Consider the following 12,912-nt stretch of genomic DNA (forward strand, 5'->3'; position numbering starts at 1 on the left):
CCGGCGGTCGCCCCGCCCGGCCGCGGCCGGGCTCCGTCGGTCCGGACCGACGGAGCACACGTCCGACCGGACGTCAGCCGTCCAGCCGGTCCACGCCGGTGATCCGCACCACCGCGCGGCCCTCCTCGTCCGAGCCGTACAGGTCCACCTCGGCGCTGATGCCCCAGTCGTGGTCGCCCGCCGGGTCGTCGAAGATCTGCCGGACCCGCCAGGCGGAGTCCTCCTCCTCGATGATCAGCATCTTCGGGCCGCGCGCGTCCGGACCGGTACCGAGGTCGTCGTACTCCTCCCAGTACCCGTCCATGGCGTCCGCCCAGCGGTCCGCGTTCCAGCCGTACTCGCCGTCCAGCTCGCCGAGCGCGTCGTAGTGCTCCAGCGCGCACAGCTCGACCCGGCGGAACATCTCGTTGCGCACCAGCACCCGGAACGCCCGCGCGTTCGCCGTCACCGGCGCCGGCTTGTCGTCCAGCACCACCTCGGCGCTCTGCGGCTCCGTCGGGTTGGCCAGCTGCTCCCACTCGTCCAGCAGGCTGGAGTCGACCTGACGCACCAGCTCGCCGAGCCACGCGATGACGTCCTTCAGGTCGTCGGTCTTCACGTCCTCCGGGACGGTCTGCTCCAGCGCCTTGAACGCGCCCGCCAGGTAGCGCAGCACGATGCCCTCGGTCCGGGCCAGCTCGTAGAAGCCGACGTAGTCCGAGAAGGTCATCGCCCGCTCGTACAGGTCGCGCACCACCGACTTGGGCTGCAGCTGGTGGTCGCCGATCCACGGGTGCGCCCGCCGGTACACCTCGTAGGCGTGGGTGAGCAGCTCCTCCAGCGGCTTCGGGTACGTGATCTCCTGGAGCCGCTCCATCCGCTCCTCGTACTCGATGCCGTCGCGCTTCATCTCGCCGACGGCCTCGCCGCGCGCCTTGTTCTGCTGCGCCGCGAGGATCTGGCGCGGGTCGTCCAGGGTCGCCTCGACCACCGACACCACGTCCATCGCGTACGACGGCGAGGTCGGGTCGAGCAGCTCGAAGGAGGCCAGCGCGAAGGTCGACAGCGGCTGGTTGAGCGCGAAGTTCTCCTGGAGGTCCAGGGTCAGCCGCACGATCCGGCCCTCGGCGTCCGGCTCCGGCAGCCGCTCCACCACGCCGCCCTCCAGCAGCGAGCGGTAGATGGCGATCGCGGTGCGGATGTGCCGGCGCTGCGCCGGGCGGTCCTCGTGGTTGTCGGTGAGCAGCTTGCGCATCGCCTCGAAGGCGTTGCCGGGCCGGCCGATGACCGACAGCAGCATCGCGTGGCTCACCTTGAACCGGGAGACCAGCGGCTCCGGGTCGGCGGCGATCAGCCGCTCGAAGGTCTCCTCGGACCAGCCGACGAAGCCCTCCGGCGCCTTCTTGCGGACGATCTTGCGCTTCTTCTTCGGGTCGTCGCCCGCCTTGGCGACGGCCTTGTCGTTCTCGATGACGTGCTCCGGCGCCTGCGCGACCACCTGCCCGACCGTGTCGAACCCGGCCCGCCCGGCCCGCCCGGCGATCTGGTGGAACTCACGGGCGCGCAGGATCCGCACCCGCTGCCCGTCGTACTTCGACAGCGCCGTGAACAGCACCGTGCGGATCGGCACGTTGACGCCCACGCCGAGGGTGTCCGTCCCGCAGATCACCTTCAACAGGCCCGCCTGCGCGAGGCGTTCGACCAGCCGGCGGTACTTCGGCAGCATGCCCGCGTGGTGCACGCCGATCCCGTGCCGGACGTAACGCGACAGGTTGCGGCCGAACTTGGTGGTGAAGCGGAAGTTGCCGATCAGCTCGGCGATGGCGTCCTTCTCCGCCTTCGAGCACATGTTGATGCTCATCAGCGACTGCGCCCGCTCCACCGCCTCCTTCTGCGTGAAGTGCACCACGTACACCGGCGCCTGGCCGGTCTTGAGCAGCTCCTCCAGCGTGTCGTGCATGGAGGTGCGCCGGTACTCGTAGAACAGCGGCACGGGACGGGTCGCGTTGCGCACGACGGTCGTCGGCCGGCCGGTGCGGCGGGTCAGGTCCTCCTCGAACCGCCGCACGTCGCCCAGCGTCGCCGACATCAGCAGGAACTGCGCCTGCGGCAGCTCCAGCAGCGGGATCTGCCAGGCCCAGCCGCGGTCCGGCTCCGCGTAGAAGTGGAACTCGTCCATGACCACCTGGCCGATGTCGGCCCGGGGCCCGTCGTGCAGCGCGATCTGCGCCAGCACCTCCGCGGTGCAGCAGATGATCGGCGCCGTCGGGTTCACCGACGCGTCACCGGTCATCATGCCGACCTGCTCGGTGCCGAACATCTTCACCAGGTCGAAGAACTTCTCCGACACCAGCGCCTTGATCGGCGCCGTGTAGAAGGTCCGCATGCCCTCCGCGAGCGCCGCGAAGTGCGCGCCGGCCGCCACCAGGCTCTTGCCCGAGCCGGTCGGCGTCGCGAGGATCACGTTGTTCCCCGACACCAGCTCGATGAGCGCCTCCTCCTGCGCCGGGTACAGCGAGATCCCGCGCTCCTCCGCCCAGGCGGCGAACGTCTCGTACAGCGCGTCGGGCGTGGCGGGCTTCGGCATCAGGTCAAGGAGTGTCACCCGCCCATCTTGCCTGCTCGCCGCCACGCCCGGCAAAGCTACCCCGCCACCAGGGGCGGCCGCTCGGCGACCTGCACGCCGGGGCAGCCCTCCTGGCGGACGATCTCGGCGGCGGTGCGGTGGGCGATGTCGGCGAAGATCTGGGTGCGTTCCCGTGCGGGCGGATCCACGGAGAGGGTGAACTCGGCACTTGAGAGGTAGATCTCCCGGTAGACGGCCCCGGGCTCCGCCGGCCGGCCGTTGTCGCAGCGCAGCAACAGATACAGGTCGAAGGCCTCCCGCCGCCATCCGTCGATCCCCGCTCCGAAGTCGAGTACCGCGTTCTTCCCGGTGCCGGCCCGCTCGGTCTCGTGGTCGCGCGCGGCACGGTACGCGGCCTCGTCGAGCTGGCTCACCAGGATTTCCACCAGGGCGCCCGACTTCGACGGCCTCCGGTCGATCGTGCATGCGGCCTTGGCGGCCCGGCCCGACAGATCGGTCGGCGTGATGGGTGCCACCTCGCCGGCCTCTCCGGTTCCGTCGGTGAGCGTCCGCAGGTCGCCCGCCGTGACCAGGCCCCAGCACGCACTGGCCGGAACGTTCTCCGACTTCGAGGGTTCTCCCCACCACCACAGGCCACCGCCGACGAGTGCCAGCACCACGACTGCGGCGACGGCGATCCGCCTTCGACGGCCGCCGGCTTCGCCCTGCGCCCCGTCACTCCTCCTCATGGGTCACCTGCCAGGGGTTGACGGTGCTCGCGGCGAACGCGCCCTTGATCTTGTCCTCCAGCGCCGGTGCCAGGTCGTTGAGGTACTTCGGGTCGAGTCCGGCCCGGGCCGCAGCCTCACGGATCGCGTCCTCGACGGATCCCTGGGCTCCTGCCAACGCCTGGTTGTGTGCCGCCAGGGCCTTGTTGCTGCTCTCCGCACCGGTGTCGATCTGGTAGCTCTCGGCGATGCCGTCCATGATCTTGTCGACTATCGTGCTGGCGACGGGCCCGGCGATCGGTGCCCGCTCCAGCAGCGACCCGGCCGTCGCCTCCCAGATCGTGCCCGCCCATTCGCGTGTGCTCGAAACGGCGTCGTTGTACTCCGCGTCGTTGTTCTTGCCCACGGTGAACACCTCGTCGACCATGCCTTTGCCGAGGAGTCCGGCGACCGCGCCACCGGGTGCGGCGGCCGAGAGGGCCGCGGAGGTCAGGTCACCGTGGTCGGACGCGTGCAGCAGGACATCGTTGATCGCCGCCGTGGTGTAGGCCTGCTGCGCGGCGGCGACCGCTGCGTAGGCCTCCGGGTCGTGGCCAAGAGTGATCAGTAGCCGTTGTACGTTCTCCGGCGTGAACGTGACACGCTCCCCGTTGATCGGCAGGTGGGTGGACGGACCGGCCAGCACAGTCTGCACGTCCCCCATGTAGGCGCCGGTCATCTTGCCGAGCGACTCCTGAAGCCCACCGAAGGGCGCGCCCTCGCCGTAGAGCAGTGCCGACGCGTTCGGCCCCCCGAACAGGTTCACGGCCTGACTCATGACCCGGCCCGTCTCCTTGGTGTGCGGCGGCAGCGGCCCCGTCTCGTCGTCGTACCCCCGGCCGGTCGCCGCCGCCTCCAGGGCGTGGCCGAGCGCCTCCACCTGGAGCGGGCCCGCCTTGCCGTTGTTCGGTCCGAGCGGGTAGGAGACGTCGCGCAGCAACGAGCGCTCGCCCGTGTCGGTGAGCTGCTGGAAGTAGGTGTTCGCTCCGCCGGTGCTCTTCACCGAGCCGTCCGGCCAGTACGTCGTCGGCGGTTCGGTGAAGAACCTGGTGGCGGCGTCCGGGCTGTGTCCGAGCGCGTTCAGCACCGAGCCCATCGGGTTGAACCCGTGGTAGTCGCCCTTCTCGTCCGGCGTGCCGGTGAACCAGAACTCCTGGAACGGCGCGCCGCCCTTCATCGCCACCGCGTCCCAGCGCGCGGGGTTCTCCTGGGTGAGCTGGGTGACGTGCTCGGCGATCGGCTTCAGGAACGCGGCGTCGTAGTTGCCGCTGCGCAGGATGTTGCCGAGGATCTGGTAGCCGTACGGGCTGGAGTCGTACGCGGCCCCGGGCGCGATCTGGATGTGCCGGCTGCCGGCCCGGCGCAGGCGGTCGGCCCAGCCCGTGGGCAGGTGCGGCTGCTGCGCGGTGCTGGTGGCCGTCGCCAGCGTGAGGCCCAGCCCTTCCTGGATGCCCTTGATCGCTTCCTTGCGGGCAGGGCCGCCGCCGAAGTCGCCGCTCTGCGCGAGTGCGCCGTAGGAGGCGAGGAAGGTGCCCGGGTCCTGGCCGCCGTAGAAGGCGGTGGCGAACCGGGGGTCGCCGGAGTGGTGCTGAAGCAGGGCCTGCAACTGCGCGAGCTGGGCGTCGGTGGCCTCACGGCCGAGGCTGAGGATCTGGGCGGCCTGCTTGGCCTCGGCATCGGCGACGCTGCCCAGCGGGGTGCTGTTGAAGCTCTTGGTGTCGTTGCCGGTGTCCATCGCGAGGGCCAGAGCGGCGGCGGAGTCGGCCTCGGTGGCACGGTCCAGCGCCTTGCCGATCTCCTGAGCGGCGGCCTGGGCGTTGGCCTGTTGGGCCTTGGCGTAATCCGCGTCGCGCTTGTCGGCCGGGTCGGTGGCCGGCGGCCAGTGGACGCTGCCGTCGTCGGTGACGGTCAGTCCCTTCTCGGCCGCGTGCTGGACGGCCACCTGGAGGTCCTTCCTCGCGGCGACGAACTCGTCGTGCGCGTCGCGCAGGGTCCGCGCTATCGCCGAGGCCTCCTCGAAAGCGGCCTTGACCTGGTCGCGTGCCTGGGTGAGCGCGGTGGCCGCGGCCTCCGAACTCGGCCCGTGCCAGCCGGACTGCTGGACCGGGCCGATCACCTCGTTCTGGATCCTGGTCGAGAGGTCCCAGGAGCGGACCATCTTCTCGAAGTCGGCCGCCGCCGCACCCAGGGCGGTGAGATCGGCCTTCTGGAGCTGGGTGTACGTGACCATGGTGGTCTGCCGGTCCGTCCCTTCCTCAGTGCTGCGTCGCGAACTGGCTGTGGATCGCGGTCTCGGTGTTCTCGTAGTTCTGCGCGGTGGTGTGCAGGTTCCTGCCGATCGTCCCGACGGTCTCCCCGAGCGTGCGGGCCTGGCCGGACCAGACGCTCCACGCGGTGCTGAGAGCGGTTGACAGGTTCCAGCCGGGCAGCGCGGAGACCGTACCGAGGACGTGCTCCGAGGGCCCCTCGCACTCGCGGCGGACCGATTCGCGCAGGGCGGCGGCGTTGGTCCCGGCCTGGCGGATCATGCCCGGATCGGCCTTGACGGACGGCCCCCCGCCGCCCGGCCGGAAGCTGACCGGTGGCGGCGGTGCCCCGGTGGCGGCCGCCGCCAGATCGGGGAACTGCTTCTTCGCCTCTTCGGTGAGGTTTCCGGAACTGTCGAAGAGCCACGGGTTCATCCGTCGCTCGAATTCGAGGTCTGCCACCTCGTCCCCCCAGGAATGTTCGAGTGGTGGGGACATTACCGGGGGAGCGCGAACGATCGGCCGCCTTTCCGGCAAGCGGAAGATCCGGTCCGGAACAGCCGAACGGGAAATGAATTCCGAACGTCCTCCATTCAATGCAAAGGTGTCCTCCGCGCACTTTCCGGCCCGGGTCCGTGCCACGGCGCACATTGCCCGCGCCGCGCCCGCCGTGCCAGAGTGCCGGGCATGGTCAACCGCACCGCGTCCGCACCGCCGTCGTCGTCCCCGCCGTCGCCGTCCCTGCCGTCCGCCGTCGCGCCCGGCGCCGTCTTCGACTGGCTCGACGAGACCGCCGGGCAGCGGGCCCGGGCCGGGCTCACCCGGACGCTGCGCAGCCGCCCCGCCGACGATCCGGTGCTCGACCTCGCCGGCAACGACTACCTCGGTCTCACCCGCCACCCCGCCGTCACCCGGGCCGCCGCCGATGCCGCGCTGCGCTGGGGCGGCGGGGCGACCGGCTCCCGGCTGGTCACCGGCACCACCTCCCTGCACACCGAACTGGAGGAGGAGCTGGCCGCGTTCTGCGGCGCGGAGGCGGCCCTGGTGTTCTCCTCCGGCTACACGGCCAACCTGGCCGCGCTGACCGCGCTCACCGACCCCGACACCCTGATCGTCTCCGACGCCCACAACCACGCCTCGCTGATCGACGGCTGCCGGCTCGCCCGCGCCGAGGTCCACCGCGCCCCGCACGGCGACCCGCAGGCCGTCGCCGCCGCCCTCGCCGGGCGCACCCGGCGGCGGGCGCTGGTGGTCACCGACTCGGTCTTCTCGGTCGACGGCAATGCCGCCCCGCTCGCCGAACACGCCGCCGCGGCACGCCGGTTCGGCGCCGCGCTGCTGGTCGACGACGCGCACGGCCTCGGCGTCCTCGGCCCCGGCGGCGCCGGCGCCCCGGCCGCCGCCGGGCTCGCCGGTGCGCCCGACCTGGTCACCACCGTCACCCTCTCGAAGTCGCTCGGCTCGCAGGGCGGCGCCGTCCTCGGCCCCCGGCGGGTCGTCCGCCACCTCACCGAGACCGCCCGCACCTTCATCTTCGACACCGGTCTCGCCCCGGCCGCGGCCGGGGCCGCCCTCGGAGCGCTGCGCCTGCTGCGCGCCGAACCCGGGCGCGCCGAACGCGCCCGCGAGGTCGCCCGCCTCCTCGCCGCCCGCCTCACCGCCGCCGGCCTGCACGCCTCCCGCCCCGACGCGGCCGTCGTCTCCGTGCGCGCCCCCGGCCCCGAGGCCGCCGTCGCCTGGGCCGCCGCCTGCCGCCGCGCCGGCCTCGCCGTCGGCTGCTTCCGTCCGCCGTCCGTCCCCGACGGTGTCTCGCGCCTGCGCCTCACCGCCCGGGGCGATCTGACGGACGATCAGATCACGGACGCGGTCCGGATCATCGCCGCCACCGCTCCGGACGACGGGCCCGGGTCCGTCGGGGCGTGAGCGCGGCCGCCGGGCCCCGGTTGCCGCGGCGGGCCGCACGGCTCGCCGGGGGCGTCGGCGCGCTCCTCCTGGTCGCGCTCGCCGCCGTGGCCGTCGCCCTCACCGCCCCGCGCCTCTCGGGGGCCACGGGCACGGTCGGCGTGCACGGCCGGTTCCTGCGCGAGGCCTGCCCGGCCTCCGAGGAACGCCCGCCGGCCTCCGTGGAACGCCCGCCGCCCGCCGAGCACTCGCCGCCGGTCGAAGGCCCGCCGTCCACCGGACACCCGCCTTCCCTCGAAGAGTCGACTCCCGCCGGACACCCGCCGCCCGGCTGCGAGGGCCGCTTCACCCCCGACGGCGGCGATCCCACCCACTGCTGCACGCTGCACGCGCGCACCGTCGGCCCCGACGAGGAGATCGAGGTGCGCTGCGCGGACGGGCGCTGCCACGAGAGCGGGACCCGGGCCGCGGTCTGGTGGCTCGGCCTGCTGCTCATCGGCCTCGCGCCGCTCCCCGCGGGCGCGTTGCTCGGCGTCCTGGCCGCCGGGCGCCGGCCGGGCCGGGTGCTGAGGAGGACGACCGGCACCCTCGTGGCGCTCCTGCTGCTCGTCGGCTACGTCGGTGTGCTGGCCGCCGGCCCCGACATCACCTCCCCGGGCATCGCGCCCTGACCTCCGGTCCGTCGCCCACCGCCGGTTGCCGCCCCCCGGGACCGAACCGGACGGCGCAGTTCCGCGTCCTGGTCGGCAGGGGCCTGCGGGCGTGCGGCCCGGCGAGGCGGCACGGGGAGCGGCGATGGGGCGGGACGTCCGGCGGGCGGCGGTCAAGACGGTCAAGGCCGTGGTGCCGCTCGCGGCGGCGCTCGCACTGCTCGCCGTCGGTGGCCGCGCCACCGCCCACGCCGGTGACGGACTCGCCCACGCCACCGGGCTCACCGGCACCCGCGGCGTCCTGGTCGCCGACCGGTGCCTGCGCACGGACCCGCACCGGCCCGCGCTGGGCCCGACCGGCGACTGCCGGGGCACGTTCCGCCCCGACGGCGGCGGCCCCGCGAACGAGCGCGCCCGGACCGACCGGCGGATCCCGACCGGCGAACCGGTCCCGGTCTCCTGCGCCGCCGACGGCGAGTGCCGTCTTGCGGGCACCGGCGGGGTGCTGACCTGGCTGAGCCTGCTGCTGCTCGCCCTCGCCGCGTTCCCCGCCGCCGCGTTCGCGGCCGTGCAGGGCCTGCTCCGCCACCGGGACCGCTCCCAGCGCAAGCGCGTCGTCCTCGGCGTCGCCACGGTGGTCCTGCTGGTCTGCGCGGTCGCGACCTTCGCCGGCGCCCTGGCGGCCTGAGCCGCTGGGCACCCGAGCCGCCGGGCACCCGAGCCGCCGGACCCACCGGGCCCCGGAGCCGCCGCGTCGCCCGGTCCGGCGGGGCGCGCCCGGTCCTGCGGTCCGGCCCCCGACCGCTCAGACCCCCGCCAGCTCCCGCAGGAACGCCGTCCCGGCGTCCCGGCGGCCCGCCGCGACGCGCGGGGCCGCGATCAGCACCGCCGTCGCCCGGCACCAGGCCAGTACCCGCTCGGCGTCCGCGCCCGGCACCAGCGCCGTCAGCGCGCCGGCCCGGGCCGTCAGCGCCGCGCCGTCGGCGACGCCGTCCAGCACCCAGTCGACCAGGTCGAAGTCCGGGTCGCCCAGGCAGGCGCGCGGGTCGATCGCCACCGCGCCGTCCGGACCCCACAGCACGTTCGCCGGGTGCAGATCGCCGTGCACCAGCGCCACCGGCCCGCCGCCGCCCGTCAGCTCCCGGGCGAGCGCCCGCGCGCCCGCCGTCGGCACCCCCGGCGCGCGCCGCCCGGTCAGGTCGAACAGGAACTCCAGCCGCTCCTCCAGCCGGGGCAGCGACAGCGCCGAACCCGCCGGCGGCACCGACCGCAGCGCGCCCAGCAGCGCCGCCACCTCCGCCGGCCGCCACCCGCGCTCGCGCAGCGTCGTGCCGGGCGCGACGTCCGCCAGCAGCAGCGCCCCCGAACCGGCCCCGTCGTGGGCGAGCAGCCGCACCACCGACGGCACGCCCCGCCACGCCCCCAGCGCGGCCGCCTCCTGCCCGGCCACCTCCGCGTCCGGCGTCAGCTTCAGCCACACCAGCGCGCCGTCCGCCCGTCGCTCGCAGCGGAACACCCGCGCCGTGCCGCCCCCGCCGGCCGCCCGCACCACCAGCCCCCACCGGCCCGCCAGCTCGGCCACCAGCGCCGGCAGCCCCTCGCACCAAGGCCCCGCGCCCGGCCCGAAGCGCGCCACCAGCCGCTCCCGCACCTCCGGCGGGACGATCGCCGAGGCGCTCACGGCGCCTCCGTCAGCAGTGGCGTCCTCGTCCCCACGGGCCGGTGGCCGGCCGCCCGGACGGCCCGCACACTCGTCGCGTTGCCGGGCGCTCGCCGCGACCGCGCCCACCCGCCCTCCGGTACCGGGTGCCGCGCCGCCACCCGCCCCGGGCCGCGCCCGCGCGCCCCCGCCGCCCCCTCGGCCGCGCACTCCCGCCGGCTGGCCACCCCGCGCCCCGGCACCAGCACCAGCACCAGCACCGCGAGCCCGTCCTGCGCCCCGAACACCCGCTCGTCCACCCGCACGTCCTCGTGGTGGCGCAGCGCCCGCACCACCCGCGGATGCTCCCCGTCCACGACCGGCTCCACCCCGAGCGGCGACGGGCCCGCCGGCCGGTCCGCCACCGTCGGCAGGTCGACGCTCCCGTTCACCCGGCCGGTCCGCGCCGCGGGCGGGCCCGCGGGCGAGCCCGGGAGCGGCGGACGGAGCGGACGAAGCGGCGGACGGAGCGGCGACGCGAGCGGATCGCCCGGCGCGGCCGCCGGCGCGGCCCGCACCCGCACCGGATCCTCGTCCGGGAACACCACCGAGTGCGCCGGGAACGCCACCACCCCCGCGTCGCGCGGCGACGGCTGCGCCACCACCGCCCCGTCCGCCGACGCGGCCGCGCCCGCCCGCCGCGTCCGCCAGGACCTCCCGCAACCCCCGTGCACCCACCGCGGCACCGCCCCTGCGTGATCTTCGTGGCCGCTCAGCCTACGCGACCACGCAGGCCCCGGATCAGGGCTTGTTCCGCGCCCGGCTCGGCTGCACCCGGGGCGGCTCGCCCGCCGCCTTCGGATGGTCCGGCGGGTAGGGCAGCTCGCCCTGCGCGCCCTCCGAGACCTGCCGCTCGTACAGCTCCAGCAGGCCCTCCAGCCGGAACGCCTCGCCCTCCATCCCCGCGAACGGGTCACCCAGCTCCGCGAACCGGGCCGGCAGCGTCCGCAGGTCGAAGTCCTCCGGCAGCGCGTCGTCCAGCTCCTCCCAGCGCAGCGGCGCCGACGCCGTGGCCCGCGGCCGTGCCCGCAGCGAGTACGCCGAGGCGATCGTGCGGTCCCGCGCCATCTGGTTGTAGTCGACGAAGATCCGCTCCCCGCGCTCCTCCTTCCACCACGCCGTGGTCACCCGCCCCGGCAGCCGCCGCTCCAGCTCCCGGCCCAGCGCGATCACCGCGTGCCGCCCGTCGGTGAACGACCACCGCGCCACCAGCGGCACGTACACGTGCAGCCCCCGCCCGCCCGAGGTCTTCGGCCACCCCCGCAGGCCCTGCTCCTCCAGCACCGCCCGCAGCTCGTGCGCCACCCGGACCGCGTCCTTGAAGTCCGTGCCCGGCTGCGGATCCAGGTCGATCCGCAACTCGTCCACGTGCTCGGTGTCCTGGCGCCGCACCGGCCACGGGTGGAAGGTCAGACACCCCAGGTTCGCCGCCCACAGCACCGCCGCCGGCTCGGCCGGGCAGATCTCGTCCCCCGAACGCCCGCTCGGGAAGGCGATCCGCGCCGTCTCCAGCCACTCCGGCAGGCCCTTCGGCGCCCGCTTCTGGTAGAAGAACTCGCCCTCCACCCCGTCCGGGAACCGCTGCAGCGTCGTCGGCCGGTCCCGCAGCCCGCGCAGCGCCCCCTCCGCCACCGCCAGGTAGTACTGCGCGACGTCCAGCTTGGTGAACCCGCGCTCCGGGAAGTACACCTTGTCGGGGTTCGACAGCCGGACGGTCCGCCCGGCGACATCCAGTTCCACGGCAGCGCCCATGCCTCCCACGCTAAGCGCGCCCCGCCCGCCGCGCCCGTCCTGCCCCCTGGGCCCCTCCCCCCACCGACGCCCCTCCCGCCCCGGAGGCCCGCCCCGGCCCCGCGCCCGGTCCCGCCGCGCGCCCCTGCGCGTTCGGCGCGAGGATCGGCAGCATGGACCTCCCCGTCATGCCGCCGCTCGCCCCGATGCTCGCCAGGGCCACCGCCAGGATCCCGCCCGGCATGCAGTACGAGGCCAAGTGGGACGGCTTCCGCGCCCTCGTCTTCCGCGACGGCGACGAGGTCGAACTCGGCAGCCGCACCGGCAAACCCCTCACCCGCTACTTCCCCGAACTCGTCGAGGCGCTGCGCCGCGAAACACCCCCGCGCTGCGTCCTCGACGGCGAGATCGTCATCGCCCGCGACGGCCGTCTGCGCTTCGAGGAACTCCTCGAACGCATCCACCCCGCCGTCAGCCGGGTCGCCCTCCTCGCCGAACGCACCCCCGCCTCCTACATCGCGTTCGACCTCCTCGCCCTCGACGACCGCTCCCTGCTCGACCACCCCCAGCGGGAACGCCGCCACGCCCTCGAAACCGCCCTCGCCGGCGCCAGCGACCCGGTCTTCACCGCCCCCGCCACCACCGACCACGACCTCGCCGGGACCTGGTTCGCCCAGTACGAGGGCGCCGGCCTCGACGGCATCGTCGCCAAGCCCCTCGACCAGCCCTACCGGCCCGGCGAACGCGCCATGTACAAGATCAAACACGAACGCACCGCCGACTGCGTCGTCGCCGGCTACCGCGAGCACAAGAGTGGCCCCGTCGTCGGCTCCCTCCTCCTCGGCCTCCACGACGCCGACGGCCGCCTCCAGCACGTCGGCGTCTGCGCCGCCTTCCCGATGGCCCGCCGCCGCGAACTCGCCGAGGAACTCGCCCCGCTGCGCACCACCGACCTCGCCGCCCACCCCTGGGGCGCCCGGGCCGACGAAACCGCCCACGCCGGCGCCCGGCTGCCCGGCGCCCAGAGCCGCTGGACCGGCGGCAAGGACCTCTCCTGGGTCCCGCTGCGCCCCGAACGCGTCGTCGAGGTGGCCTACGACCACATGGAGGGCACCCGGTTCCGGCACACCGCCCGGTTCCGCCGCTGGCGCCCCGACCGCACGCCCGCCGGCTGCACCTACGAGCAGCTGGAGGAACCGGTCTCCTACGACCTGGCCCGGGTGCTCGGGACCTGACGCGGCGGCCCCGCCCCCCGGCCCGGGCCCGCGCCCCCCCCTCGGCTGGACGCCCCGGCGCGGGGCGGCGCGACCCCCCCCCCCCGGGGCGGCCCCCCGGCCGCCGGGCGGACGGTCGCCTCCAGGATCCGCGCCAC

The 12,912-nt window shown here is 74.9% G+C and carries 11 protein-coding genes; 4 read left to right on the forward strand and 7 right to left on the reverse strand.

The features are described from left to right. Window positions 1–73: 73 nt before the first annotated feature. From ACFCX4_RS00405 to ACFCX4_RS00420, 4 genes are read right to left on the reverse strand one after another with little or no spacing between them, the layout of a single operon-like run. A complete protein-coding gene (locus tag ACFCX4_RS00405) occupies window positions 74–2,566 on the reverse strand; it encodes a DEAD/DEAH box helicase (protein WP_376137602.1) in 2,493 nt (830 codons plus the stop codon). Window positions 2,567–2,622: 56 nt separating this feature from the next. Continuing rightward, window positions 2,623–3,294 (reverse strand): hypothetical protein, encoded by a 672-nt coding sequence (locus ACFCX4_RS00410; RefSeq protein ID WP_376137578.1) that lies wholly within the window; start codon window positions 3,292–3,294, stop codon window positions 2,623–2,625. Further along, window positions 3,281–5,542, reverse strand: coding sequence for a hypothetical protein (locus tag ACFCX4_RS00415; RefSeq protein ID WP_376137580.1), 2,262 nt, complete (start codon window positions 5,540–5,542; stop codon window positions 3,281–3,283). The genes ACFCX4_RS00410 and ACFCX4_RS00415 overlap by 14 nt, the downstream gene beginning before the upstream one ends. 25 nt (window positions 5,543–5,567) lie before the next feature. Next, window positions 5,568–6,020, reverse strand: coding sequence for a WXG100 family type VII secretion target (locus ACFCX4_RS00420; RefSeq protein ID WP_376137582.1), 453 nt, complete (start codon window positions 6,018–6,020; stop codon window positions 5,568–5,570). A 225-nt stretch (window positions 6,021–6,245) separates the two neighbouring features. On the opposite strand from ACFCX4_RS00420, the gene ACFCX4_RS00425 reads away from it, so the two are divergent. The 3 genes from ACFCX4_RS00425 (at window position 6,246) to ACFCX4_RS00435 (ending at window position 8,798) form a co-directional block, all read left to right on the forward strand. Then, window positions 6,246–7,481 (forward strand): 8-amino-7-oxononanoate synthase, encoded by a 1,236-nt coding sequence (locus tag ACFCX4_RS00425; RefSeq protein WP_376137584.1) that lies wholly within the window; start codon window positions 6,246–6,248, stop codon window positions 7,479–7,481. Continuing rightward, a complete protein-coding gene (locus ACFCX4_RS00430) occupies window positions 7,478–8,131 on the forward strand; it encodes a hypothetical protein (RefSeq protein ID WP_376137586.1) in 654 nt (217 codons plus the stop codon). Before ACFCX4_RS00425 ends, ACFCX4_RS00430 begins: the two co-directional genes overlap by 4 nt. Window positions 8,132–8,255: 124 nt before the next feature. Continuing rightward, on the forward strand, window positions 8,256–8,798 hold the full coding sequence (locus ACFCX4_RS00435; RefSeq protein WP_376137588.1) for a hypothetical protein: 543 nt from the start codon (window positions 8,256–8,258) through the stop codon (window positions 8,796–8,798). Between the two features lie 117 nt (window positions 8,799–8,915). Here ACFCX4_RS00435 and ACFCX4_RS00440 read toward each other — a convergent pair whose 3' ends face one another. From ACFCX4_RS00440 to ligD, 3 genes are all read right to left on the reverse strand, one after another. After that, a complete protein-coding gene (locus ACFCX4_RS00440) occupies window positions 8,916–9,791 on the reverse strand; it encodes an aminoglycoside phosphotransferase family protein (protein WP_376137590.1) in 876 nt (291 codons plus the stop codon). Then, window positions 9,788–10,201 (reverse strand): hypothetical protein, encoded by a 414-nt coding sequence (locus ACFCX4_RS00445; RefSeq protein WP_376137592.1) that lies wholly within the window; start codon window positions 10,199–10,201, stop codon window positions 9,788–9,790. Before ACFCX4_RS00445 ends, ACFCX4_RS00440 begins: the two co-directional genes overlap by 4 nt. A gap of 349 nt (window positions 10,202–10,550) precedes the next feature. Next, window positions 10,551–11,561, reverse strand: coding sequence for a non-homologous end-joining DNA ligase (gene ligD / locus ACFCX4_RS00450; protein WP_376137594.1), 1,011 nt, complete (start codon window positions 11,559–11,561; stop codon window positions 10,551–10,553). 152 nt (window positions 11,562–11,713) lie between these two features. Here ligD and ACFCX4_RS00455 point away from each other — a divergent pair, with 152 nt between their 5' ends. After that, on the forward strand, window positions 11,714–12,775 hold the full coding sequence (locus ACFCX4_RS00455) for an ATP-dependent DNA ligase (RefSeq protein WP_376137596.1): 1,062 nt from the start codon (window positions 11,714–11,716) through the stop codon (window positions 12,773–12,775). Window positions 12,776–12,912 lie beyond the last annotated feature (137 nt).

It is taken from the genome of Kitasatospora sp. NPDC056327 (genome assembly GCF_042261735.1).
Lineage (GTDB): Bacteria > Actinomycetota > Actinomycetes > Streptomycetales > Streptomycetaceae > Kitasatospora.